20 protein-coding genes and 1 riboswitch are annotated in these 23,909 nt (G+C 70.7%); of the genes, 8 read left to right on the top strand and 12 right to left on the bottom strand.

Annotated features, from left to right (window positions below; all coding sequences use genetic code 11):
* Positions 1 to 15: 15 nt before the first annotated feature.
* The 4 genes from IWX63_RS08990 to IWX63_RS08975 form a co-directional block, all read right to left on the bottom strand.
* The gene (locus tag IWX63_RS08990) at positions 16 to 1,236 is read right to left on the bottom strand and encodes an MFS transporter (protein ID WP_334685755.1); all 1,221 of its coding nucleotides are present in this window, start codon (positions 1,234 to 1,236) and stop codon (positions 16 to 18) included.
* Positions 1,237 to 1,293: 57 nt separating this feature from the next.
* Positions 1,294 to 2,475, bottom strand: coding sequence for a nuclear transport factor 2 family protein (locus tag IWX63_RS08985; protein WP_199277837.1), 1,182 nt, complete (start codon positions 2,473 to 2,475; stop codon positions 1,294 to 1,296).
* 181 nt (positions 2,476 to 2,656) lie between these two features.
* Complete coding sequence (locus tag IWX63_RS08980) at positions 2,657 to 4,339, bottom strand: ABC-F family ATP-binding cassette domain-containing protein (protein WP_199277836.1); 1,683 nt, start codon at positions 4,337 to 4,339, stop codon at positions 2,657 to 2,659.
* A 107-nt stretch (positions 4,340 to 4,446) separates the two neighbouring features.
* Positions 4,447 to 5,400: a helix-turn-helix domain-containing protein gene (locus IWX63_RS08975; RefSeq protein ID WP_199277835.1), complete on the bottom strand. Its 954-nt coding sequence runs from the start codon at positions 5,398 to 5,400 to the stop codon at positions 4,447 to 4,449.
* Positions 5,401 to 5,501: 101 nt separating this feature from the next.
* Here IWX63_RS08975 and IWX63_RS08970 point away from each other — a divergent pair, with 101 nt between their 5' ends.
* Positions 5,502 to 6,872 (top strand): alpha/beta fold hydrolase, encoded by a 1,371-nt coding sequence (locus IWX63_RS08970; protein WP_334685754.1) that lies wholly within the window; start codon positions 5,502 to 5,504, stop codon positions 6,870 to 6,872.
* Positions 6,873 to 6,923: 51 nt separating this feature from the next.
* Here IWX63_RS08970 and IWX63_RS08965 read toward each other — a convergent pair whose 3' ends face one another.
* Positions 6,924 to 7,649 carry a response regulator gene (locus IWX63_RS08965; RefSeq protein ID WP_199277834.1) on the bottom strand — a complete coding sequence of 242 codons (726 nt, stop codon included), beginning with the start codon at positions 7,647 to 7,649 and terminating at the stop codon, positions 6,924 to 6,926.
* 101 nt (positions 7,650 to 7,750) lie between these two features.
* Between IWX63_RS08965 and IWX63_RS08960 the strand changes: the two genes are divergently transcribed.
* Positions 7,751 to 8,521, top strand: coding sequence for an alpha/beta fold hydrolase (locus tag IWX63_RS08960; protein WP_199277833.1), 771 nt, complete (start codon positions 7,751 to 7,753; stop codon positions 8,519 to 8,521).
* Between the two features lie 175 nt (positions 8,522 to 8,696).
* Entirely contained in the window at positions 8,697 to 9,140 is a 444-nt protein-coding gene (locus tag IWX63_RS08955; RefSeq protein WP_199277832.1) for a MarR family winged helix-turn-helix transcriptional regulator, read from the top strand.
* Between the two features lie 214 nt (positions 9,141 to 9,354).
* On the opposite strand, the gene IWX63_RS08950 is transcribed toward IWX63_RS08955, so the two are convergent.
* From IWX63_RS08950 to gcvP, 4 genes are read right to left on the bottom strand one after another with little or no spacing between them, the layout of a single operon-like run.
* A complete protein-coding gene (locus IWX63_RS08950) occupies positions 9,355 to 10,164 on the bottom strand; it encodes a methylenetetrahydrofolate reductase (protein ID WP_199277831.1) in 810 nt (269 codons plus the stop codon).
* A complete protein-coding gene (locus IWX63_RS08945) occupies positions 10,165 to 11,538 on the bottom strand; it encodes an L-serine ammonia-lyase (RefSeq protein WP_199277830.1) in 1,374 nt (457 codons plus the stop codon).
* Complete coding sequence (gene gcvT / locus IWX63_RS08940; RefSeq protein WP_199277829.1) at positions 11,535 to 12,668, bottom strand: glycine cleavage system aminomethyltransferase GcvT; 1,134 nt, start codon at positions 12,666 to 12,668, stop codon at positions 11,535 to 11,537. The genes IWX63_RS08945 and gcvT overlap by 4 nt, the downstream gene beginning before the upstream one ends.
* Positions 12,669 to 12,682: 14 nt before the next feature.
* Positions 12,683 to 15,535: an aminomethyl-transferring glycine dehydrogenase gene (gcvP, locus tag IWX63_RS08935; protein WP_199277828.1), complete on the bottom strand. Its 2,853-nt coding sequence runs from the start codon at positions 15,533 to 15,535 to the stop codon at positions 12,683 to 12,685.
* 157 nt (positions 15,536 to 15,692) lie between these two features.
* Positions 15,693 to 15,796: riboswitch (glycine riboswitch) on the bottom strand.
* 217 nt (positions 15,797 to 16,013) lie between these two features.
* Here gcvP and IWX63_RS08930 point away from each other — a divergent pair.
* The 3 genes from IWX63_RS08930 to IWX63_RS08920 all read left to right on the top strand — a co-directional run bounded on the left by IWX63_RS08930 (position 16,014) and on the right by IWX63_RS08920 (position 18,784).
* A complete protein-coding gene (locus IWX63_RS08930) occupies positions 16,014 to 17,057 on the top strand; it encodes an SGNH/GDSL hydrolase family protein (RefSeq protein WP_199277827.1) in 1,044 nt (347 codons plus the stop codon).
* Positions 17,058 to 17,163: 106 nt separating this feature from the next.
* A complete protein-coding gene (locus IWX63_RS08925) occupies positions 17,164 to 18,195 on the top strand; it encodes an LLM class flavin-dependent oxidoreductase (RefSeq protein WP_199277826.1) in 1,032 nt (343 codons plus the stop codon).
* 244 nt (positions 18,196 to 18,439) lie between these two features.
* Entirely contained in the window at positions 18,440 to 18,784 is a 345-nt protein-coding gene (locus IWX63_RS08920) for a hypothetical protein (RefSeq protein ID WP_199277825.1), read from the top strand.
* Here IWX63_RS08920 and IWX63_RS08915 read toward each other — a convergent pair.
* Both IWX63_RS08915 and IWX63_RS08910 read right to left on the bottom strand, forming a co-directional pair.
* Positions 18,754 to 19,539 carry a response regulator transcription factor gene (locus IWX63_RS08915; protein WP_199277824.1) on the bottom strand — a complete coding sequence of 262 codons (786 nt, stop codon included), beginning with the start codon at positions 19,537 to 19,539 and terminating at the stop codon, positions 18,754 to 18,756. The two genes, IWX63_RS08920 and IWX63_RS08915, sit on opposite strands and share 31 nt — an antisense overlap.
* A 102-nt stretch (positions 19,540 to 19,641) precedes the next feature.
* Entirely contained in the window at positions 19,642 to 21,885 is a 2,244-nt protein-coding gene (locus IWX63_RS08910; RefSeq protein ID WP_199277823.1) for a putative bifunctional diguanylate cyclase/phosphodiesterase, read from the bottom strand.
* Positions 21,886 to 22,029: 144 nt separating this feature from the next.
* Here IWX63_RS08910 and IWX63_RS08905 point away from each other — a divergent pair, with 144 nt between their 5' ends.
* Together IWX63_RS08905 and IWX63_RS08900 are read left to right on the top strand one after the other, a co-directional pair.
* The gene (locus IWX63_RS08905) at positions 22,030 to 22,815 is read left to right on the top strand and encodes a class I SAM-dependent methyltransferase (RefSeq protein ID WP_199277822.1); all 786 of its coding nucleotides are present in this window, start codon (positions 22,030 to 22,032) and stop codon (positions 22,813 to 22,815) included.
* A 72-nt stretch (positions 22,816 to 22,887) separates the two neighbouring features.
* Positions 22,888 to 23,289, top strand: a complete 402-nt coding sequence (locus IWX63_RS08900; protein WP_199277821.1) for a DUF7793 family protein — start codon at positions 22,888 to 22,890, stop codon at positions 23,287 to 23,289.
* Between the two features lie 101 nt (positions 23,290 to 23,390).
* Here the strand turns inward: IWX63_RS08900 and IWX63_RS16790 are convergent.
* Positions 23,391 to 23,909, bottom strand: a 519-nt coding sequence (locus IWX63_RS16790; RefSeq protein WP_334685753.1) for a hypothetical protein, incomplete at its 5' end; no start/stop codon positions are given.

Below are 23,909 nucleotides of genomic sequence, written 5' to 3'. Positions count from 1 at the left end.
GGCCTCCGACGATTCCTAGGGGATTCGGTCAGGACTTGTCCGCAATGCTCCGGTGGCGTCGGCGGTCCGCTCGCGTGCGGCCGGTGCGACGAGGAACGACGCCAGGACGGCGACCCCCACGGCGAGCAGGGCGGTGCGGATCCCGACGACGTCGCCGAGGAAACCGAGGAGCGGCGGGCCGGCGAGGAACGCCGTGTACCCGATGGTGGAGACCACCGAGACCCGCGCCGCGGCATGCTCGGGGTCGTCCGCCGCGGCGGACATGCCCATCGGGAAACCGAGCGCCGCTCCCGCGCCCCAGAGGACGGCACCGACGGCGGCCAGCGGCACAGTGGGAGCGACGACGAACAGCACGAGTCCCGCGAGCGAGGAGCCCAGGCCGGCCTGGAGGATCCGGACCCGGCCGAACCGGTCGATCAGGGGCCCGCCGACGAAGCGCAGCGCCGTCATGGCGGCGACGAAGACGGCGAACATGACGGCGCCGGTGCTCTCCGAGGTCCCCAGCCCGTCCACGGTGGCCTTCGCCACCCAGTCGTTCGCGGCACCCTCGGTCAGCGCGGCGCCCAGCACCACGAGGCCGATCAGCAGGGTCCGGGGCTCACCCCACGCGCCGAGGCCCCTGCCGCGGGATCGGCGCGGCTCCGTGCCGGATGCCGCCCCGCCGCCGGCTGTGTCCGGCAGGAAGTAGCGCGGCGTCCACAGCGACACGGTGAGGCTGAGGGCGGCGACGGCGACGAGGTGCGTGGAGAGCGGGACGTCGAGCGCCGACAGTCCCGCCCCGATCAGGGCACCCACGAAGGCTCCGCCGCTGAAGGCCGCATGGAAGCGCGGCATGATGGTCCGCCCCACCCGGCGCTCGACGTCGGCCCCCTCGATGTTCTGTCCCACGTCCCAGAGGGCGATGCCGCTCCCGAAGAGGAACAGCCCGACGGCGACCACCGGTACCGAGACGGTGACGAGGCCGAGCGCGACGGCGCCCGCAGCCAGGCCGGCCGCGGTTCCCCCGAGGCGGACCGTGTTGCCGGTCCCGAAGCGGGCGGCGGCGAGGCCCGCCAGCGGCAGGGACAGGACCGAGCCGGCGGCTCCGATGAGCAGGAGGGTCCCCGTCTGGCCGGAGCCCAGGTCCAGGGTGCTCGAGGCGGCGGGGATCCGCGCGGCCCAGCTGGCGAAGACGAGCCCGTTGAGCCCGAAGATCGCGTACGTGGCGAACATGGCGGCTCGGACGGAGGGATTCATCCTGCAACCGTAGGGGGCGCCGCCGCGCACTTCAAACGGGCGCCGTCCGCGCGTCCCCTAGTCCAGGTCCACCTCGATCGCCTCGGCGGTGACGGTCACGGTGGCACTGATGAAAAGGGTCTGCGTATCCTCCTCCCGCTCCCACCGCGGGGGCGACGAGTCCTCGAACTCGGCATTCCGCTCGTACGAGAAGGTGGCCTCGGCGTCGTCGGACAGCAGTCGGTAGACGCCGGGCTCGTAGGACGGCTCGAGGGTGAAGGTCGGGTCGCGGTCCAGGGTCCAGCGCGGTCCGCGCACGTCCTCGGGATCCCCGAACAGGTAGGACCGGTTGGGGCACCCGCTCGGGGCATCGTCGGTGGATGCGATGCACGCTGCGAGCGCCTCGGTGACCTGCGCGACGGCGTCGTCCTCGACGGCGGGCGTCGGCGCGGCCTCGATCAGCACCCCGGGCGGCGCCGACTCCGGATCGGCCGGGACGACGATCGACTGTTCATCGCCGTAGGACAGGTAGGTCGACGGCGGCGGCGGGGAGACGACGTAGGTGCCCGGAAGGGCCGGAAGTGTCAGCGAACGGAGCCCCGCGTAGAGATCGGCATCGCCGGCGGGCAGGGCCACGTCCGCTCCGTTGACCGTGAGCGTCGCGAAGCCCTGCGGGACCACCACGCCGACGTCGCCGACCGGTGCGGGACCGTCGAGCCGCCACTCGTCGAAGATCAGGGCCGTGGATCCGGTGCGCGTCAGGGTGAACTCGCGGGGGGTGGCGGCTCCGTCCTGGGTCAGGTCGGCCACCACCGTCGCCGAGTCCCCCTCGACCGCGATGTCGCGGACCTCGTAGCCGGACACCCGATTCTCCGCCGCCCCGTACACCGCATCGGACAGCAGGCCGGCCGGGCCCGCGCCGGTCCCGATCAGGGTACCGGCGGTCTCCGCGTCGCCCGCCACGAGGGCGTCGAGGTACGCCTCGACGGGCTTGTGGGGGCCGAAGGACGACTGGTTGACCAGGTGGACCGCCAGGACTCCGATGATCAGGGCGAGGACGACTGCCGTGCCGACCCGCGCAGCCCTGGGCGCGAGGACTCCGTGGAGTCCGGCCCGCTCGGGACGACGGCCCCCCGGGAGCCGTGACGCCCGCCGACGCGACTCAGGCGTGCCGGCGTCGGCGGTCTCCACCGGCACCTTCGGCCCCTCCGGCCGGGCGTCGCCGACGGTGGTCCGGCCGGCACCCCTCTCCGTCCCCATGAATCCCCCATCCGAGTCGGTGCGGCGCCCGGTGCTCATTCCGGCGCGCCGCGGACCACCCTACAAGGGCGCGGGTGCGCCGGGACAGCGCCCCGCCCGAGCGCGACGTGGAACCGCTACTTATCCACCGGTTGGGGATAAGTCTGTGGAAAGCGTGTGGAGGACGTGTGGACGACGAGTCCTACCGTGAACGGACGACCCTGCTTTCGTCCCAGACGGGCTCCTCCGTCTCGTACACCTTCCCGTCCGAACCGAAGACCAGGAAGCGGTCGAAGCTCCGCGCGAACCAGCGGTCGTGGGTGACGGCGATGACCGTCCCCTCGAAGGCGTCGATGGCGTGCTCCAGCGCCTCCGCCGAATGAAGGTCGAGGTTGTCCGTCGGCTCGTCGAGCAGCAGGAGGGTGGCGCCGGAGAGTTCCAGCAGCAGGATCTGCAGCCGCGCCTGCTGCCCGCCGGACAGGGAGTCGTACGGCTGCTCCGCCTGGGTGGCGAGTCCGTAACGGTCGAGCACGGCGGACGCGGCCTCCCGGCCCAGCCCCGACCGGTGCTCGTCGCCGCGGTGCAGGATGTCCACGAGGGTCCGGCCGAGGAGATCCGGGCGGGAATGCGTCTGCGCGAAGAACCCGGGGCGGATCCGCGCACCCAGCTTCACGGAGCCCTCGTGCGGCACGGCAGCGATGTCGACGTCGGACACGGGCTGGTGCTCCTTGTCCGGATCGGACCCGCCGCCGGCCAGCAACCGCAGGAAGTGCGACTTGCCCGAGCCGTTGGAGCCCAGCACGCCGACCCGGTCGCCGAACCAGATCTCGGTGCTGAAGGGCTTCATGAGGCCCGTGAGTTCGAGTTTCTGCGCGACGACGGCGCGCTTGGCGGTCCGCCCACCGGCCAGCCGCATCGACACGTTCTGCTCGAGGGGGATGGCCTCCGGCGGGCCGGCTTCGAGGAACTTCGCCAGCCTGGTCTGCGCCGCGTGGTAGCGGTTCGCCATGTCCGAGCGGAATGCCGCCTTGTTCTTGTACATGTTGACGAGTTCCTTGAGCTTGAGGTGCTCCTCGTCCCAGCGCTTGCGCAGCTCCTCGAACCGCGCGTTGCGGTCCTCCCGTGCCTTCAGGTAGGTCTCGAAGCCGCCGCCGTGGGTCCACGACGACGCCCCGAGGGCGCCGGGTTCCAGCGTCACGATGCGGGTCGCCGCGTTGGCGAGCAGCTCGCGGTCGTGGCTGACGAACAGCACCGACTTCTTCGACTCGCGCAGCTTCGCCTCCAGCCAGCGCTTGCCGGGTACGTCCAGGTAGTTGTCGGGTTCGTCCAGGAGCAGGAGCTCGTCGGGACCCGAGAACAGCGCCTCCAGCACCAGCCGCTTCTGCTCTCCGCCCGAGAGCGACGACGCCGCACGGTACTGGGCCCGGTCGAACGGGACGCCGAGGGCGGCCATCGTGACCTCGTCCCACGTGGTCTCGAGCTCGTAGCCGCCCGCGTCACCCCAGTCGGCGATCGCCTGCGCGTACGTCATCTGCGTGGGCTCGTCGTCGGCCTCCATCATCGCGAGTTCGGCGTCGTCGATCCGTTGCGCGACCGTCGCGAGCATGGGCGGCGCGGCGGAGACGAGGAGGTCACGGACGGTCGAGTCGTCGCGCACCTGGCCGACGAACTGACGCATGATGCCCATCGTCCCCGAACGGCTCACCGATCCCTCGTCGGAGGACAGGTCCCCGGAGACGATGCGTAGGAGGGTCGTCTTGCCCGTGCCGTTCGGGCCGATCAGGGCGGTCTTGTGCCCGTCACCGACCTTGAAGGCGACGCCGTTGAGCAGCTGCCTGCCGTCGGAGAGGAAGTATTCGATACCGGATACGTCGAGATGTGCCACGTCCCAAGTGTTTCATCCGGCGACAAGTCGGCGTCCGGGAGACGCTCGCCCGCGCCCTCAAGCGGGTGCTGTCGCGGGTGGCGGCCGACTCACCGTGATGCACCCGGTCAGGCCTGCGTGGCCTGCCGGTTCCTGCCTTGGTAGAGGTGGCGGTAGCTCGACGGCGTGGTGTCGAGTTTCCGGGTGAAGTGCAGCCGGAAGTTCGCCGTCGTCCCCAGGCCGGTCCGGGAGGCGATCGCCTGCACGGTCAAGTCCGTGGTCTCCAGGAGTCGGCATGCTTCGGCGATACGTCGATCGTTCAGCCACCTCAGCGGTGTCATTCCGGCTTCGGCCGCGAATTTCCGGGTGAAGCTTCCGGGTGCCCATCCGGCGTGGGCGGCCATGTCGCCCACGGTGAGCGGTTCGGCCAGGTTCTGCGTGGCCCAGATACAGGTGTCGGTGAAGAGGGCCAGGGGTGCGGCGACCGCACGGTCCATGAACTGGGCCTGGCCCCCTTCCCGGTGCGGGGCTACGACCATTCGTCGTGCAATGCTGTTGGCCGCCTCGGTTCCATAGTCCTTGCGGACCAGATGCAGGCAGAGGTCGATGCCTGCTGCGACCCCGGCGCTGGTGCTGACGCTGCCGTGGTCGATGTACAGGACATCCGCGTCGACGGTGATGCCCGGGTAGAGGGTCTGGAGGCGTTCGGCGTTCTTCCAGTGCGTGGTTGCCCGCTTGCCGTCCAGGAGACCTGCGGCAGCAAGAGCGAAGGCGCCGGTACACACGGACACGACGCGGGTTCCGCGAACCGCCGCCTGGCGCAGAGCCGCGCAGACCTCGGTGGGCGGATCGTGGAGCGGTGCGTAGCCCGGCACCACGACGGTGTCTGCGGACCGCAGGGCGTCCAGGCCGTCAGCGGCCACAATGGAATACCCGGAGGTCGACGGCACGAGGCCGGGCTCGGCCGCACACACCCGGAACGAGTACCGTTTCCGTTCATCTTCGTGGCCGAAGACCTGCGCTGGGATGGCGAGGTCGAAAGCGACCACGTCTGGCAGTGCCAGGGCCACCACTCGGTGCATGGGGCCACTGTACTCACCAAGCCGCCGGGTGGGCAGGATCCTTTCCATCCACGGCTTTTTTGCCATGCAATCCGGCTACCGCCGGGTGACAGCATGTGCGCATGACAATCTTTCCGGCGGGCAGGAAGACAACGGCTGCCACCCCCACGAGCCGTACGCCCGACGGCCAGGATGCCTCCCCCGGCGCGAGCCCTTCGCGGAAAGGGCATCTCACATGGCTGATCGCCGGTTCGTGGGTCACCGGGGTCCTGGCCGCACTCCTGCTGACCGCCGCCCCGTTCATCCCGGCAACCGAGAGCGGCGTGACCGGGGCCATCCTGATGGGACTCGCCCTGGGATGGGCCATGGTGGCTATCCTGTCGGTGCGTTTCACCGATCAGCCGCAGAGGTGGGCTGTAGCTCCAGCAGTCTTCATGGGACTGAGCGGATTCCTTCTGGTGGCGTTCGGTTCCCCGATGCAGGAAGTGCTCGCCTGGGTGTGGCCTCCAGCCGCACTGGCATCAGCCGTCCGGATGGCCGCCCGGGCCCATCGGCAGCTTCCCAGCCGCAGCACGCGCGTCCTGGTCTACCCGGTCATCGCGACGCTGGTACTGGCGTCACTGGGCAGCGGCTTCGAAACGGTGCGCGGTGCCGCGGACACCGTCGCCCCTGCAGGAGAGGGCCGGTTGATCGATGTCGGCGGACACCGCCTGTACCTGGACCGCACCGGCTCAGGCAGTCCCACCGTGGTGATCGAACCGGGCGGAGGCGGGATGAGGTCCGACCTCGGATTGATGGCACCGGCCGTGGCCCGAGACACCCGGGTGTGCATCTACGACCGGGCAGGTCGTGGGTCGAGTGATCCGGTGGATGCCGGGGACACGCCGCAGGACGCTGCGCAGATCGCGACCGACCTCCACACCCTGCTGCAGCGCGGGGACGAACCCGGCCCGTACGTCCTGGCAGGACACTCATTCGGCGGCCTCTACGCGCTCACGTTCACTGCCATGTACCCCGCGGACGTCGCCGGGTTGGTCCTGGTGGACTCGACCGCGCCGGCGTCTGCCACGGGAACGGAGTCAGCACATCACACTCCCGACGCCGGGTCCCGGGACACGCTGGAGCGTGTCTCCGCACTGGGCTCGGTCGCAGCACGGCTCGGTATCGGCGGGTTGCTGGGCGTGACATCCGACCACTTCCGGAGCACGGTCGACGAGTACGTCCAGGCGGGATCATCGGTGCAGGAGGCTGCGGCCCTGGGGACGTTCGACGACAGGCCGCTGATCGTCCTGACCGCGGGCACTGGGAACGCACCGGGCTGGGCCGCTTCACAGGATGCCCTCGCCTCACTGTCGACCGATAGCCTGCACCGCGTCATCGACGGGGCGACGCACCAGTCGTTCGTCGCCGATCAGGAGGACGCGGCTGCGGCCGCTCGAGGGATCCTCGACGTCGTCTCCGCCGTACGAACCGCACGCCCGCTCGCCCCGTAGGACCCGCGCCCTCTCCGCGCATGATGCGCACGTCGTCCCCCGGCCCGGGACTCAGTTCGTGGAGGCAGGCATCATCCGGTACCCGACGCCGCGGACGGTGCGGATGAAGCGGGGGTTGGTCGTGTCCTCGCCCAGTTTCTTGCGCAGGTTGCGGATGTGCACCTCGACCAGGTGGTGGTCCTGGCTCCAGCCGTCCCCCCACACGCGGTCGAGGAGCGCCTCCCGCGTCCAGACACGCTGCGCGCCGCTGAGGAGCGTCTCGAGCAGGTCGAACTCGATGCGGGTCAGCGCCAGCTCCCGGCCGCCCAGGGTCACCATGCGCCCTTCCACGTCCATGACGAGGTCGTCGTGCCGCAGCAGGTCGTCACCCGCCACGTCGGGCTGCTGCGGCTGTGCGGTGCGGGGGCGGCGGAACATCGCCGACACGCGCGCAGAGAACTCCCGGGGGCTGAACGGTTTCCCGATGAAGTCGTCAGCCCCGATCTCCAGGCCGATCAGCCGGTCGATCTCGTCCTGCCGGGCGGTCACCATCACGATGTACGCATCGGTGACGGCCCGGCTCTGGCGGCACACCTCGACGCCGTCGAGGTCCGGCAGGTTCAGGTCGAGGGTGATGAGGTCGGGGCGGTGCTCCTTCAGGGCGGCCAGGCCCTCGAGCCCCGTGGACGCTTCGATGACCGTGAATCCGTTCATGCGCAGGGTCGTGGCCAGCAATTCCCGGATATCCGGATCATCCTCGACGATGAGCGCGGAGCGCTGCGACGTGGGGATGGACATGGGACAAGACTTCCACACAATGCCGCTCCCCGGGCGGCGGAGTTGATCCTCCCATGAGTAAAACATGAGGAGAAGTTGAGGGGTGCCCGTAAACTGCCCGGATGCAGCCGACACTCCGTACGGTTCGGGTGGGCGGCTTCACCCTCCACCTCCGCACCACCCCGGGTCCAGGGTCCGCCGTCTCCCCGCGCAGCCCCTATGTCCTCGTGCACGGACTCGGCATGACCCACCGCTACCTCGACCGGCTGCGGGCCGGACTGGCGGCCGACGCCGTGGTGCACACCGTGGACCTTCCCGGTTACGGCCCGGGTCCGCGGCCCCGGATCCAGCTCACCGTCGAGGACCATGCCGCGCTGATGGTCGAAGCGCTCGGGGTGCTCGGGACCGGGCCCTGCACCCTGGTGGGGCACTCGATGGGGGTGCAGTTCGTCACGGAGGCCGCCCTGCAGTCACCGGCCCTGGCCGAGCGCCTCGTCCTGATCGGGCCGGTGGTGGACCGGCTGCGCCGCACCGTCCCCCAGCAGGCCGTCTCCCTCGCCCATGACATGCTCCGCGAGAGCGCGTCCGCCAATCGGATCGTCCTCGGCGACTACCTGCAGACCGGGACGCGCTGGTACCTCCGCCAGCTCCGGCCGATGATGGACTACCCCCTGGAGCGCGCCGTCGAGCGCCTCCGGTGTCCGGTCCTGGTGGTGCGGGGCAGCAGGGACCTCGTGGCGCGGGACCGGTGGTGCAGGGAGCTCGTGACGCGCGCACGGGACGGCGTCCTGGTCGAGATCGCCGGTCAGCCGCACGTGGTGCAGCACTCCGCTGCGGCCCGGGTGGCGGCCGAGATCGTGGCGTTCAGCAGGCGCACCGCCCTCCCTTCCTAGGCTTTCTTGCCGGAAGCTTCGGACGGGGCGACGGGAAAACTTGAAGATCGAAGCGCATAGTGGAGCTACTGCAGTCGATCCCGTCCCCCACCACCGGTCGGCTGCGACGACACCACGCCTGGTCGGCGCCGATCAGCACCGGCAGGGCGTCCCCAGATCTTCGGGAGGAGATTGCATGTCTGAACTGGAAGAGTGGTCGACCAGCCGCCTGCTCACCACCGCCGCCCGTCTCGTGGACCACGCGTGGAACGAGAGGCTGCTCGACATCGGGATCACCCATGCCGGCTACACCACCCTCGGCGTCCTGTCCCGCATGGGCACCATGACGGGTGCCAAGCTCGCGCTCGCCGTCCATGTCCAGGCGCAGACGATCGGCAAGACGATCGAGAAGCTCGAGCGGCAGGGGTTCATCTCCCGCATCCGTGACAGCGTCGACCGCAGGAGCCAGCGCATCACGATCACCCAGGCCGGCGTCGAGGCGCTCGCGAAGGCCGAGGACATCGAGCGCACGCTGATGATCGGTGAGGGGCTGGAGTCGTTCGAACTCCGCAGGCTCCTGCGCGGCATCATCGGCGAACTCGCCCCGCAGCGGCAGAAGCCGGCCGCGGCCGCGGTCTGACCCCGACCGACGTCGGACCTGCCACCTCCCAGAGCGACCGCCCGACCGGGCGGTCGCTCGTCGCGTGTCGGGACGGATCGCCGCTCCGACCCCGGCACAACCGATCGGGAGGGACCACCCTGACCGGGCAGATCATGACGTCGTGCTCACCTGGCGGGACTGCCTGGCGCCGACGAACCCGTCAGGGCCCTTCGGCCCTGACCATCACGCCTGCTCACCCGAGCCGCGCCATCCCTGACCCCGAGAGCCGGGCGAAGTCGTTGAAGCTGTACAGGTGCACCCCCTCGTAGCCTGCGCCGTCGAGCGCGGCCACCAGCGGCGCCGGATCGTAGGACGCTGAGGACAGCAACTGCCGGACCACGGACCCGGTGTCCGCTCCACCGGCGGAACGCCTGAGGAAGCCGATCGACTGTCCGACGCCGATCGTGCCGGCCAGCCGGATCAGGCGGCTGATGCGGACCGGCCCGGGGATACCGGCCCAGACCGGCAGGGTGATCCCGTCACCCCGCAGGCGCGCCACGTAGGCGCGCAGGGTGTCCGGGGAGAAACAGAGCTGGGTGACGCACCAGGACGCCAGGACCTGCTTCGCGAGCAGCGTCCTCGTGAGTTCCTGGTCCGTGGTGGCCGGGTGCCCCTCGGGGTAGACCGCGATGCCCAGGCGCAGCGTGCCGCCGGAGAGTTCCGCGATGTCCTCCATGAGCGCACCGCTCCAGGCATAGGGTCCCGCGGCGTCGGCAGCGTCCCCGCCGACCACGAAGACGTCCCTGATGCCCGCATCCATGCACCGCGTGACATGCCCGGCGAGTTCGGGCCGACTCGCCACGGAGCGTGCGGCCAGGTGCGGGATGGCGGTGTACCCCGCCTCCGCGAGCCGCGCGGCGGTGTCCACGGCCTCGCCCGGGCCGTGGTGCGGCAGACAGGTCACGGTGACGACGGCGGGTGCGGGCAGGTGCACCCGGAGCCGCTCCTCGAGGCCGTCGCCGGGGATGACCTCGACGCGGACCGGGAGGTCAGGCGCGAGCACTCAGCACTCCACGACGTTCAGGGCCAGGCCGCCGCGCGCTGTCTCCTTGTACTTGTCCATCATGTCCGCGCCGGTGTCGCGCATGGTCTTGATGGCGACGTCGAGCGAGACGTGGTGCTGGCCGTCCCCGCGCACGGCCATCCGTGCGGCCGTGATGGCCTTCATCGCCCCGACGGCGTTCCGTTCGATGCACGGGATCTGCACGAGCCCGCCCACGGGGTCGCAGGTCAACCCGAGGTTGTGCTCGATCCCGATCTCGGCGGCGTTCTCCACCTGTTCCGGGGTGCCGCCGAGCACCTCGGCCAGCGCTCCGGCGGCCATGGCGCATGCCGAACCGACCTCGCCCTGGCAGCCCACCTCCGCGCCGGAGATCGACGCGTTCTTCTTGAACAGGGTGCCGATGGCGGTCGCCGCGAGCAGGAAGCGGACCACGCCGTCCTCGTCGGCCCCCGGGACGAAGTCCACGTAGTACTTCAGGACCGCCGGGATGATGCCGGCGGCCCCGTTGGTCGGCGCGGTGACCACGCGCCCGCCCGCTGCGTTCTCCTCGTTGACGGCCAGCGCGAAGAGCGTGACCCATTCCATGGTGCCGAGGCGGTCGGTCGGATCGTCGGCCTTCTCGAGCAGCTGCCGCTGCCGCTCCGCCCGGCGTCGGACGCTCAGGCCGCCGGGCAGGATGCCGCCCGTCGTCGTGCCCCGGCGGATGGTGTCCTGCATGACCGCCCAGATGGCGAGCAGTCCCTGCCGGACCTCGGCCTCCGAGCGCCAGGACAGTTCATTGGCGAGGACGACGTCGGAGAAGGACCAGCCGGTGCGCCGGCAGAGGTCCACGAGCTGGTCGGCGGTGTCGAACGGGTGGGACACCGGGACGGGCTGCAGGACCGCCGTCTCGGCGCCGATCTCGTCCTCGTCCAGGACGAACCCGCCCCCCACCGAGAAATATTCTCTTGTGAGGATGAGTCCGCCGTCGGCTGTGTATGCCGAGAAGCGCATGCCATTGGTGTGATAGTCGAGGCGCTGGCCGCGGTGCAGCAGCACGTCCGTCTCCGGGTCGAAAGCGATCCGGCGCTCCCCCCCGAGGTTGAGCGACCGGCACTCGCCGATGTACGCCACACGGGCATCGGCCGAGGTGGGGTCCACGAGGTGCGGCTGGTCCCCCTCCAGGCCCAGCAGCACGGCCTTCACCGTGCCGTGGCCGTGGCCGGTGACGCCGAGGGAGCCGAAGAGGTCCACCTGGACGCGCTGCACATCGGCCCGCACACCCTTCGCGGCCAGCAGGTCGGTGAAGAGGTAGGCGGCGGTCATCGGTCCGCCGGTGTGCGAGCTGGAGGGGCCGATGCCGATCTTGAAGAGGTCGAAGGCGCTGATGGTCACGGCGTGGTACCGGCGGGCTTCTCGCGCCGGTAGAAGGGCGTGGGGATCACGGTGAAGGGTTCCGGGCGGCCACGGAGGTCCACCTGCACCTCGGTGCCGATCGCGGCGAATGCGGCGTCCACGTAGGCGAGGGCGATCGGGTAGCCGAGGGTGGGGCTGGGCAGCCCCGACGTGACGGTGCCGACGGCGGTCCCGTCCACGACGACGTCGTACCCGGCACGGGCGGACCGGCGTCCGACGGCGCGCAGACCCACGAGGCGCCGCGCGGGCTCGACGGCCTTGAAGGGTTCGAGCACGGCGCGGCCCACGAAGTCGTCGGCCTTCTTGGTGCTGACCACGGGGCCGAGGCCGGCCTCGAAGGGGTTGGTGTCGAGGCCGAGTTCATTCCCGTACAGCGGCATGCCCGCCTCCAGCCGGAGCGAGTCGCGGGCGGCCAGGCCGCAGGGCAGGAGCCCGTGGGCACTCCCGGCCTGCAGGGCTGCGTCCCACAGGCGCACCGCGAAGCTGTTGCCGATGAAGATCTCGAAGCCGTCCTCGCCGGTGTAGCCCGTGCGGGCCAGCAGGACCGGGAGGCCCGCCAGCTCGAGCTCCACGGCCGCGTAGTACTTCAGGTCGCGGATGGTCCCCGCGTCCTCGGGGCGGGCCAGGTCGAGGAGGACCGCTTCGGCGGTGGGGCCCTGCACGGCGATGAGGGCCGTGGTGTCGGACTGGTCCTCGACGGCGACGTCGAAGCCCGCGGCGCGCCGGCGGAGCTGTTCGGCGACGACGCCCGCGTTGGAGGCGTTGGGCACCACGAGGAAGGAGTCCTCGGCGAGCCGGTACGTGATGAGGTCGTCGATCACCCCGCCCTCGGCGTTGCAGATCAGGGAGTACTTGGCCTTGCCGACGGCGATCACCGCGAGGTTGCTGACCAGGGCGTGGTTGAGGAACGCGGCGGCCTGGGGGCCGCTGACGAGCACCTCACCCATGTGGGACAGGTCGAAGAGGCCGGCGGCCCGGCGGACCGTGTGGTGCTCCTCGAGTTCGCTCCGGTACTTCAGCGGCATCTGCCACCCGCCGAAGTCGGTGAAGGACGCCCCGTGCGCCTCGTGCTGGGTGTACAGGGCCGTGTGCTTGCTCTGCTCGCTCATGGTTGGCGGTGGTCCTAGTCTTCGAAGGCTTCGATGGGCGGGCAGGAGCACACGAGGTTGCGGTCGCCGTGGGCGCCGTCGATCCTGCGCACCGGCGGGAAGTACTTGTCGTGGTGCAGGGAGCGCAGCGGGTAAGCGGCGAGTTCGCGCGGGTAGGCCTGCGTCCACTCGTCGCTGACCAGGACGCGCGCGGTGTGGGGTGCCTGCCGGAGCGGGCTCTCCTCGATGCTGAAGTCGCCGGCCGCCACGCGGTCGATCTCGCCCCTGATCGCGATCATGGCCTCGACGAAGCGGTCCAGTTCGGCGAGGTCCTCGGACTCCGTCGGTTCCACCATCAGCGTCCCGGCCACGGGGAAGGACAGCGTGGGGGCGTGGAACCCGTAGTCGATGAGCCGCTTGGCCACGTCCTCGGCGGTGACGCCGGTGGCGGCCGTGAGCGGGCGGAGGTCCAGGATGCACTCATGGGCCACGAGGCCCTGCACCCCGGTGTAGAGCACGGGGAAGTGCTCGGTCAGGCGTGCCGCGACGTAGTTGGCGGCGAGGAGGGCGTGCGCGGTGGCGCTGGTGAGTCCCTCGGAGCCCATGAGTGCGATGTACGCCCAGGAGATCGGCAGGACGCCGGCGGAGCCGTACATCGATCCGGAGACCGGCGTGCCGCCCTCGGCGCCCGGCCCGCCGTCGTCGGCGATGTCGCGGTTCGCGTCGCCGGGCAGGAACGGCGCGAGGTGCGCGGCGACCGCCACGGGGCCGACGCCGGGCCCGCCGCCGCCGTGCGGGATGCAGAACGTCTTGTGCAGGTTCAGGTGGGAGACGTCGCCGCCGAACTCACCGGGCTGCGCGAGCCCGACGAGCGCGTTGAGGTTGGCGCCGTCGATGTAGACCTGGCCGCCGGCCTCGTGCACCTTCTCGCAGACCCAGCGCACGTCCTCCTCGAACACCCCGTGGGTGGAGGGGTAAGTGATCATGATGGCGGAGAGGTTCCCGGCGTGCTGCTCGATCTTCGCGAGGAGGTCGTCGTGGTCGATGTTGCCGTTCGAGGCCGTGCCGACCACCACCACCTTCATGCCCGCCAGCACGGCGGACGCGGCATTGGTGCCGTGGGCCGAGGACGGGATGAGGCAGATGGTGCGGTTCTCGTCGCCGCGCGAGCGGTGGTAGCCGCGGATGGCGAGGAGGCCCGCGAGCTCACCCTGCGAGCCGGCGTTGGGCTGGAGGGACACGCGGTCGTACCCGGTGATCTCGGCGAGCCGCTCCTCGAGGTCCGTGATCAGCTCACGCCACCCCTCGGTCTGGCTCTCCGGGGCGAACGGGTGGATGGACGCGAATTCGGGCCAGGAGATGGACTCCATCTCGACCGTCGCGTTGAGCTTCATGGTGCACGAGCCCAGCGGGATCATGGTGCGGTCCAGGGCCAGGTCCTTGTCCGAGAGCCGGCGCAGGTAGCGCAGCATCGCGGTCTCCGAGCGGTGCAGGGAGAACACCGGGTGCGTCAGGAACGCGGACGTGCGCTGCAGGTCCGCGGGGATGCGGTCCCCCGGGACCTCGGTCGGCGTCCCGCCGAAGACGGCGGCGACGGCGGCGACGTGCTCCGGCGTCGTCGTCTCGTCGCACGCGATGCCGAGGTGGTCGGCGTCGATGCGGCGGAGGTTGTAGCCGGCGGCCTCGGCCCGGTCCGCGAACTCGGCGGCCCTGCCGGGAACCCGGACCAGGAGGGTGTCGAAGAACGCGTCGTGCACCACGGTCGCCTCGGACCCCTGGAGGGCGGCCGCGAGGGCGACGGCGCGGCGGTGGGCTGTGCGCGCGATGGCCCTGAGCCCCTCGGGGCCGTGGTAGACGGCGTACATCGAGGCGACGATCGCCAGCAGCGCCTGCGCGGTGCAGATGTTGCTCGTGGCCTTCTCCCGGCGGATGTGCTGCTCGCGGGTCTGCAGCGCCAGGCGGTAGGCTGGGGCGCCGTCGGCATCCCTCGAGACACCCACCAGGCGGCCGGGCAGCATGCGCTCGAGGCCCTTGCGGACCGCCAGGTACGCGGCGTGCGGACCGCCGAAGAAGAGGGGGACGCCGAAGCGCTGCGCGGAGCCGACGGCGATGTCGGCGCCCTGCTCGCCCGGCGCGGTGATGAGCGTCAGGGACAGGAGGTCGGCGGCGACCGTGACGAGGGCACCGCGCTCCTTGGCCGCCCCGATGACGGCCGCGTAGTTGCGCAGGGCCCCGGAGGCGCCGGGCTGCTGGAGGACGACGCCGTTGATGTCGCCGTCGGGCAGGCCGGCCGAGAGGTCCACGACCTCGACGTCGAACCCGAGCGCCTCCGCGCGGCCACGGACCACGGCGACGGTCTGCGGGAGGGCGTCGGCGTCGATCACCGTGCGGCCCTTGTTCTTCCCGGAGCGGCGCATGAGCAGGACGGCCTCCGCGACGGCGGACGCCTCGTCCAGCAGCGAGGCGTTGGCGATGTCGAGGGCCGTGAGGTCCTGCACCATGGTCTGGAAATTGAGGAGGGCCTCGAGGCGGCCCTGGGAGATCTCGGGCTGGTAGGGCGTGTAGGCCGTGTACCAGGCGGGCGACTCGAGGACATTGCGGCGGATGACCGGCGGCGTGACGGTGTCGTAGTAGCCCTGACCGATCATCTGCACGGCGGTCCTGTTCCGACCCGCCATCCGGCGGAGCTCAGCCAGGACCTCGGTCTCGCTCAAGGCCGCCGGGAGGTTCAGCGCCCGGTCGAGGCGGATACTCGCAGGCACGGCCAGGTCCACGAGCTTGTCCAGGGTCGGGTAGCCGAGGACCTCGAGCATGTGCCCGGCGTCCGAGGAGCGCGGACCGATATGGCGGTCGGCGAAGGTCGACGCGATGTCGGGGGAGGCAGTCATGGGAACTCCGTACGTCAGATGAGGTGCGCGGGCGTGCGCGAGCCTGGTCGGGTTCCTCCCCGCTCTGTAGGGGACCTGAGAGTTTCCGCAGGGCTCCGTGCCTGCTTGCACCGTCGGTGAGCGCCGGACGCCGTCCGGGGCTGCTTTCCAGAGTTGCCTAGCCGCAGCGGTACTTTCGCCTGAGAGATTCCTGGGGAGGATTTGCTCCTACGGCGCCTGCCGGTGTGTGGGTCAACGGCAGAACTCTCCCGCTGCAGATCGATGGCGTATTCAGTTGGGTCGTGCGGCATGTGAGCCGTCCCACAGCGTACCGCGCGCCCCGGAGCCGAGGCAAAGGGTGCGGCACGCCGGGCGGAACCATACCCCGCCGCCCCGGTCCGGCGGAAGGGTCGTGCGCGCGGCGCCGTCGGAGGCCTCCCGCAGGCGCCGACACGAGGCTAGCGTTGCCACAACAGCCCCACCCGTACCAGGAGTATCAATGACGATTCCCCGCCTCCGTCCCGCCGTCGCGGCCCTGGCCCTGCTGGCCGCCGTCCTGGTGCCCGCGCCGCCGGCCGTCGCAGCGCCCGCCTCGTACGTGGCCCTCGGCGATTCGTACTCCTCGGGGACCGGGACGCGCACGTACCTGGCGGACGGGACGAGCTGCCAGCGTTCCGTCCACGCGTATCCCGTCCTCATCGCGAGCGCCAGGGGGTACGCCCTGGACTTCCGCGCGTGCTCCGGCGCCACCATCCCCGACGTGGCGGCCGGCCAGCTGGGTGCGCTGACGCCGGCGACGTCGTACGTGTCCGTGAGCGTCGGCGGCAACGACGCCGCGTTCGCCGCCGTCCTGACGGAGTGCGCGAAGCCGGCGTGGATGAGCAACTGCACCGCGGCCATCGACCGGGCCCAGGCCATCATCACCGGGCAGCTCCCCGGCCGCCTCGGCTCGCTGTACGGGCAGATCCGCGCCCGGGCGCCCCAGGCGTCCGTCACCGTGGCCGGCTACCCGCGGGTCTTCAACGGCGAGGACTGCAACGCGGCCACCTGGTTCTCCCCCACGGAGGAGGCACGCCTCAACGCGACGGCGGACCTGCTCAACCGGACGACGGCGGCGGCCGCCGCCGCGGCCGGCTTCACCTTCCGGGACCCGTCCGCGGCGTTCACGGGGCACGCGGTGTGCGACGACGTCGAATGGCTGAACGGCGTGGCGAGCCCCATCTCCGACTCGTACCATCCCAACCGCGCGGGCCACGCCCTCGGCTACGTCCCGGTCATGGGCCCGGCACTGACGGGCGCCCCCGTGGCGGTGACCACGGCCACGGTGCAGGCCGCCGAGCTGTCCGGCCCCGCGCTCGCCAGGGACCAGCGCGCGCATGCAGCACAGGATGCACGGATCACCCCCAAGCAGTTCGCCCTCCCCGACCTGAAGTCCCCGGCCGCGCGGGCTGCTGCGGCACGTGCCGGCGTCGACCTCGCGGATCCGGCGAGCATCGCCCGGGCGGACCGCGCCGCGGAGGCCCTGCAGGACGGCCGGAGGTAGCCTGGGCCCTCGCAACTAGATACATATGCATGGAATAACGCCGGAGGGGGCCCCGTTCTACCAGCAGGCCCAGGGCGGGCCGAACGTTGAGCACGGGAGCATCACCATGGCACGCGAACTGGAACTCGGACTCGACACCTTCGGGGACGTCACGCGCGGTGAGGACGGCAAGCCCGTCCCCTACCCGCAGGTCATCCGCAACGTGATCGCCGAGGCGGTCCTCGCCGACCAGGTGGGGGTCGACTTCATCGGTCTCGGCGAGCACCACCGCGACGACTTCGCCATCTCCGCCCCGGAGACCGTCCTCGCGGCGATCGCCGGACAGACGGAGCGCATCCGGCTCGGTTCGGCGGTGACGGTGCTCAGCTCCGATGACCCCGTCCGTGTCTACCAGCGCTTCGCCACCCTCGACGCCGCCTCCGACGGCCGCGCCGAGGTCATCCTCGGGCGGGGCTCCTTCACCGAGTCCTTCCCGCTGTTCGGCTACGAACTCTCCGACTACGAGCGGCTGTTCGAGGAGAAGCTCGACCTCTTCTCCGAGCTCATCAAGGAAGGGCCCGTCACCTGGTCCGGCTCCACCCGCCCGGGCCTGAAGGACCACGAGGTGTACCCGAAGACCGAGGGCGGGCGCCTGAAGACCTGGATCGGTGTCGGCGGCAGTCCCGAATCCGTGGTGCGGGCAGCCCGCTACGGCATGCCGATGATGCTCGCGATCATCGGTGGCGACCCCGCGCGCTTCGTCCCCTACGTCGACCTGTACCACCGTGCCCTGAACCAGCTCGGCCGGCCCACGCTGCCCATCGGCGTCCACTCGCCCGGCTACATCGCCGACTCCGACGAGCAGGCCCGCGAGGAACTGTGGCCGGACAACCGGATCATGCGCGACCGCATCGGCCGGGAACGCGGCTGGGGTCCGACGACGCGCGAGGAGTTCGAGCACGAGGCGGACTCCGGTTCCCTGTACGTCGGGTCGCCGGAGACCGTCGCACGGAAGATCGCCGCGACCGCGCAGACCCTCGGGATCGACCGCTTCGACATGAAGTACAGCGCCGGGCCGCTGCCCCACGCGAAGCTCATGCACAGCATCGAGCTCTACGGCACCAAGGTGATCCCGATGGTCCGGGAGATGCTCGCGTAGGCAGGCCGGCAGGCAGGCAGGCAGGGCCGGGAGCGGCGTCGTGGGCGTGCGGTATCGCCCGACCTTCGCTTTTTCTTCGGTCTTCTTTCGCACTTCGGGCACGGCGTGTTTGAGCGGCGACGGTCACAGTGGAGGGCAGGAGCACAGTTCTCCGCGATCGTCCCACCGGCTCCGGTCCGTCCACCGGAGCCGGCGGGCAGCCTCGATCGGAGAGTGTTCCCGCCCAGCAACCGACAGGACCGACGTGTCACAGCTTCCCGCGCTCGACTCGCGGACCCTCGAGAACCTCGGGGAGGAACTCTCCAACCCGGCCGGTGCCCTGGAGTTCGCGCAGATGTTCGGGCAGATGCTCCCGCAGCGGATCAGCGCCGTGGAGGCGGCCTTCGCCGCTCGGGCCGCGGACGACACCGTCGTGGCCCTGCTCAGCCTGCACGCCAGCGCCTCCATGGTGGGGGCGTGCCGGCTCGCGGAGGAATCGTCCACGGCCCTGGAGCTCATGGGCAGGCCCACCGAGCAGGGGCCCGCGATCGCGCGGCTGCGAGGCCTCGCGATGGACTTTCAGTCGGCGCTGGGCGGCATCATCCGGTAGCCGACGCCGCGCACCGTCCGGATGAACCGGGGGGCCTTCGTGTCCTCGCCCAGCTTCTTCCGCAGGTTCCGGATGTGCACTTCGACGAGGTGCTGGTCGTTGACCCACCCGTCACCCCAGATCCGCGAGAGCAGGGTCTCCCGCTGCCAGACCCGGCGGGGTCCGGAGACGAGCGTGGCCAGCAGGTCGAACTCGATCCGCGTGAGCGGGAGCTCGACGCCGTCGAGCATGGCGATCCGGCCCTCGGTGTCGATGCTGAGGGCGCCATGGGTCAGCATGCCCGCCACCGGCTCCGGCTCGACCGCCGGTGCCGCCGGGGGCTGCGGCTCGGGGGTGCCCGTGCCCAGCAGGGGCTGGGAGACGTTCCGCACGGTGCTCCGCGGGCGGCGGAACATCGCATTCACCCGTGCGCCGACCTCGCGGGGGCTGAACGGTTTCACCACGAAGTCGTCGGCTCCGATCTCGAGCCCGATGAGGCGGTCGATCTCGTCCTGCCGCGCCGTGATCATGATGACGTAGGCGTCCGTCAGCGGTCGGATCTGCCGGCACACCTCCACGCCGTCGATGTCCGGGAGGTTCAGGTCCAGCGTCACGAGGTCGGGTTTCCGGTCGCGGACGAGCGCGACGCCCTGGCGCCCGTTCTCGGCCTCGATCGTGATGAAGCCGTTCATGCCGAGCGTCATGACCAGCAACTGCCGCACATCGGCGTCGTCTTCGATGATGAGCGCGACACGCGCGTCGGGGTCAGGAGTCATGGCTATCACCCTGCCAGATGTCGGTGCCGGCACCGAGTGCATCGGAACCGTGCTGCGCACTTTCTGTCCGATCCCTCGGCCGAGGCGCGATGATCGCTCCCATCAGCGGCCTGCTGCCACGGCGCGGGCCGCCAGCCACGGCCCGACGCCGGACGCGGGGAGCGGCATGGCGAGGTGGAAGCCCTGCCCGAAATCGCAGCCTCGGCTCAGCAGTTCCTCCCGGGTCTCCTCACCGTTGACGCCCTCGGCGACCACGCGGAGGCCCAGGCTGTGCGCCATGTCGATGATGGACCCGACGAGCGCGCCCGCACGCGGGTCGCCGCCCATCGCCGTGACGAAGGAGCGGTCGAGTTTCAGTTCGTCCACGGGGAGGTCCCGCAGGTAGGCCAGGGAGCTGTACCCGGTGCCGAAGTCGTCGATCGAGATCTGCAGGCCCGCGGCCCGCAGCTCCGCGAGGATCCCGGCGGTCCCGGCGGGCGTGGACATCAGGACGTCCTCGGTGATCTCGAGCATGAGGCAGGACGCCGGCAGCCCGTGCAGGTCGAGCAGGGTCAGGATCTCCTGCGTGAGGCACGGCAGGATGCAGGAGCCGGACATGTTCACGGCGACCACGATGTCCAGGCCGTCCGCGCGCCAGCCGGCGACGCGCCGCACGGCCCGTCGGAGGACGAGCGAGGACAGCTGCGGCATCAGGCCGGCGTCCTCGACGAGCGACAGGAAGGCGCTCGGCGGCAGCTGGCCGCGGGTGGGGTGGTTCCAGCGGACGAGGGCCTCCACTCCGGTCACCCCGTGGTCGGCCAGGCGGACCTTCGGCTGGTAGTGCAGCTCGAACTGCTCCTCGGTGAGCGCCGTGCGGATCTCCTGGACGGTCCGCAGCCGCAGTTCGCCGTCGTCGTCGTCCGTCGAGTCGTACACGTGGCAGCCGCTGCGCTGCGCCTTCGCGCGGAACATGGCGATGTCGGCCTTCCGCATGAGCCGGGTGATGTCCGTGCCGTGCCGGGGCGTCAGGGCGATCCCGATGCTGGCGCTCACCTGCAGGGCCGCGCTGCCGACCTCCACGGGGCTGGCCAGTTCGGCTCCCAGCCGCTTCGCCGCGGCGACGGCCTCGGTCTCCGTGACGCCGCCGAGGAAGACGGCGAACTCGTCGCCGCCGAGGCGCGCGAGCAGGTCACCGGGGCGCAGTTGCCGCCGGAAGCGCCGGCCCACCTGCACGAGGAGTGCATCCCCCACGTCGTGCCCGAGGGCGTCGTTCACGTGCTTGAAGCGGTCGAGGTCGACGAGGAACAGGGCGCCACGGCCACCGGTGAGCCGGTCGGGGACATCGGTCAGCAGCGCGCGGCGATTCGGCAGTCCCGTGAGCTCGTCGGTCCGGGCGAGGACCACGAGCATCCGGTTCCGGAACGCGAGGGGCACGGACGCCATGCCGAGCGAGGCGGCCGCCAGGACCACCGCGAGCAGCGGGATGTCCAGCCGGGAGCCGACCACGAGCACGGCGAGGGCCGACGCCGTGGACACCAGGGGTGCCGCGAGCTCCGGGACACCTCGACTCCTGCGGGCCCGACCTGATCCCGCCGCGCCGTCGACCCAGGCTGCGACGGCCACCACCCCGATCACCCAGCCAGCGTCGATGATCGAGCCCGCGCTGTACTCCTCGAGACCCAGCGCATAGGCGACGTCGGCGGCGGAGAACATGATCAGCCCGGCGATCAGCACCGGCCAGCGCGGACCGATGTCGAGGCCCTTCGACGCCAGGACCCCGGCGACGGCGGTGACCAGCAGCAGGTCGAGGAGCGGGTAGGCGACGGTGACGGCCACCTCGAAGGCCGTCCCGCCGACCGGGCCGGTCTTCAGGATCGGGGCCAGCAGCAGCACCATGAGCGAGGCCGCCGCGAGCGCCCCGACGAGGCTGTCCAGCAGGATCGGCCACATCAGGCCACGAAGCTTCCGCACGAGCACGACCGCGAGCGCGCCGAGCAAGAGCGGGTAGAACGCGAGGTACGGAACGTCCGCGAGGGAGGTGAAACCGAGCGAATCGACTCCGTCGAGCGAGGCGACGTAGTAGGCGTCCCCGGCGGTGTAGGCAGTGACGGCTCCGGCACCGAGCAGGACCTGCGGCTCGGAGAACCGGGTCCGCACCGCGGCAGTGATGCACAGGGCCACGGCGGCGAGCTCGGTGAGGATGCACAGCCAGCCGTCGGTGAACGGCTCGAACGTCGTCGGATCCCCGAGCAGGAGGCCCACGGTATAGACGACGAGCAGGCCCACCATCAGGGCGGTCAGGACCCGCGTAGGGCCCCACTGCTCACCGCGGCGCCGGTCGGCGGCGAGCAGCATGTCGCGCCGCATGGAGTCCCCATCCTCTACACTGCCACGACGGTCATGGCAACGGCCAGCATAGGCAGGCCACCCCGACCCGCGGGCCGATTGGGCGCGTCCTGTGGAAATCCTTGGTTGACCCTGTTGTCCACGGACCGTCTGTACCCTCGACCTATGTTGCGAATCATCGGTCAACTCCTGATGGTGCCCGAGGTCGCGCGCCTGGCCCGGCGCACTCCCCGGGACCCGGCGACGGCGTGGGAGGGCTACTGGAGCGGCGTCCGCACGACCGGCACACAGGGCGAGGTGCTCTGGGACGCGGACATCGGGCCGGAGGCGGAGCAGTACACGCGCGTCATGGAGGCCTCCATGGACTTCACGCTCCCGGTCCTCGACGTCGGGTGCGGGAACGGACGGTGGACACGCTGGCTCGCGGCCGGGTTCCCCACCGCCGTCGGCGTGGACATCGCGGAGAGTGCCGTGCAGCGGGCCCGACAGGAGACCGGCGGTATCGGCGCCATCTCCTTCCGCACGCTCGACCTGACCGACCCCGGCACCGGTCATATGCTGCATGAGGAATACGGCGACATGAACGTGTTCGTCCGCGGCGTCTTCCATGTCCTGCGGGGTCGGCAGCGTGAGCAGTTGGGGCAGAACCTGCACTCCGTGGTGGGCCGGCATGGGCGCCTCCTGCTCACGGAGACGAACTACCGCGGCAACCCGCTCTCCTACATGCAGAGCCTCGGCGCGACACGGGGCAGCATTCCGCTCCCGCTGCGCAAGGCCATCGGCGGCATCCCCGTACCCGGCCATTTCGGCCCGGGGGAACGCCGGGCGGCGTTCCCCGAGGAAGCCTGGAAGGTGCTGGCCGACGGGCCGGTCACCATCGAGGCCGTGCCGATGGGCGGCGAAGGGACCACCGGCATCCCCGGATATTTCGCTACGATGGGAGCTCGCTGATCCTCGGTCTCACGGGGTGAACCCAGGGCCGGCCGGCCCGGAAGGTATCAGCGGTCTGCTCAGGAGGCCCGCATGCCCGCACGACGAATCGACGGCGACAAAGCAAGCCTGGAACTCCTGCCGAACGGCATCCTCCACCTGGCGTGGGACAGGGACTGCACCATCACCGCCACGGATGCCGAGGCGGCCATGCAGGCGGTCGACTCCCTCGCCGAGGCGCAAGGCCACCCCATGCTGGTGGACATGGAGACCACGAGAACGGTGACGCGCGACGCGCGGGCGGTCTTCGCCATCCCCTGCGCCGCATCGCGGATCGCGCTCCTGGGCTCCTCCCCCGTCGACAGGATGATCGCCAACTTCTTCCTCGGGGTGAACTCCCCGCCGTGCCCCACGCGGTTCTTCACCTCCCGCCATCTCGCGGTGGCGTGGCTGCAGAGCGACGCCGGCGAACACGAGCACCCGGCCAGCGCCTGACCCGGCCGGTCGCGACGACGCCCCCTAGGGTCGCAGCATCAGCGCGGTGATGGGCTTCGCGGCGGCGATATCCCGCTCGACATTATGTTTGTCCATGGTTTTTAGAAGGGTAGAAGGCGGGCTTGGGGCCGGAGGTCCTGCTGTGTGGGGGGATAGATCTGATGTGTGAGCCAGTCGATGAGTAAGCGGCTGGAGACAGCATGCATACCTTGGGGCGCGTGTTGCAGTGCATGCCATGCTTCGATTTCGGTGTCGGCCTCGATCTCCGGGGCGGTCTCGATTTCCCAAGCGGCTTCAGAGCCAGCATCGCGACTGGCTTCGGGGTCGATGGCGGGGCGGCGGATGAAGCGTGTCAGCGGGCATTGTTCGACATCAAGCGGATGCGGGGCGGCGAGGCGGGCGAACTGCCAGTGATACGCCAAGGCGCCCAAGGACGTTTGGATGGGCGACCGATGCAGGTGCGGGGTAAATGAATCGACCCACGGCCCGCAGTTTTCCGCGGTCAGGGGTTTGGCGAAGTAATAGGGCCCTTCGCATTTAGGCGTGGTTGGTTCGTTTCGCGCGGTAGGGGCGGTGGCCGCCGGCAGCGAGTAGGCAGCGGAGTCTGTAGTTGGTGAAGT

Source organism: Arthrobacter sp. CAN_A2 (assembly GCF_015752045.1).
In the GTDB taxonomy this organism is placed as follows: domain Bacteria; phylum Actinomycetota; class Actinomycetes; order Actinomycetales; family Micrococcaceae; genus Arthrobacter_D.
This window is presented reverse-complemented; position numbering and strand designations above follow the sequence as displayed.

What these genes read in the sequence shown, in the direction of transcription:
- IWX63_RS08965 (WP_199277834.1), bottom strand. Translation starts at nt 7,649, where the DNA reads ATGTCCATCCCCACGTCGCAGCGCTCCGCGCTCATCGTCGAGGATGAT.
- IWX63_RS08915 (WP_199277824.1), bottom strand. Translation starts at nt 19,539, where the DNA reads ATGACTCCTGACCCCGACGCGCGTGTCGCGCTCATCATCGAAGACGAC.
- gcvT (WP_199277829.1), bottom strand. Translation starts at nt 12,668, where the DNA reads ATGAGCGAGCAGAGCAAGCACACGGCCCTGTACACCCAGCACGAGGCG.
- IWX63_RS08960 (WP_199277833.1), top strand. Translation starts at nt 7,751, where the DNA reads ATGCAGCCGACACTCCGTACGGTTCGGGTGGGCGGCTTCACCCTCCAC.
- IWX63_RS08925 (WP_199277826.1), top strand. Translation starts at nt 17,164, where the DNA reads ATGGCACGCGAACTGGAACTCGGACTCGACACCTTCGGGGACGTCACG.
- IWX63_RS08955 (WP_199277832.1), top strand. Translation starts at nt 8,697, where the DNA reads ATGTCTGAACTGGAAGAGTGGTCGACCAGCCGCCTGCTCACCACCGCC.
- IWX63_RS08910 (WP_199277823.1), bottom strand. Translation starts at nt 21,885, where the DNA reads ATGCGGCGCGACATGCTGCTCGCCGCCGACCGGCGCCGCGGTGAGCAG.
- IWX63_RS08900 (WP_199277821.1), top strand. Translation starts at nt 22,888, where the DNA reads ATGCCCGCACGACGAATCGACGGCGACAAAGCAAGCCTGGAACTCCTG.
- IWX63_RS08930 (WP_199277827.1), top strand. Translation starts at nt 16,014, where the DNA reads ATGACGATTCCCCGCCTCCGTCCCGCCGTCGCGGCCCTGGCCCTGCTG.
- IWX63_RS08985 (WP_199277837.1), bottom strand. Translation starts at nt 2,475, where the DNA reads ATGGGGACGGAGAGGGGTGCCGGCCGGACCACCGTCGGCGACGCCCGG.
- IWX63_RS08990 (WP_334685755.1), bottom strand. Translation starts at nt 1,236, where the DNA reads ATGAATCCCTCCGTCCGAGCCGCCATGTTCGCCACGTACGCGATCTTC.
- IWX63_RS08975 (WP_199277835.1), bottom strand. Translation starts at nt 5,400, where the DNA reads ATGCACCGAGTGGTGGCCCTGGCACTGCCAGACGTGGTCGCTTTCGAC.
- gcvP (WP_199277828.1), bottom strand. Translation starts at nt 15,535, where the DNA reads ATGACTGCCTCCCCCGACATCGCGTCGACCTTCGCCGACCGCCATATC.
- IWX63_RS08970 (WP_334685754.1), top strand. Translation starts at nt 5,502, where the DNA reads ATGACAATCTTTCCGGCGGGCAGGAAGACAACGGCTGCCACCCCCACG.
- IWX63_RS08905 (WP_199277822.1), top strand. Translation starts at nt 22,030, where the DNA reads ATGTTGCGAATCATCGGTCAACTCCTGATGGTGCCCGAGGTCGCGCGC.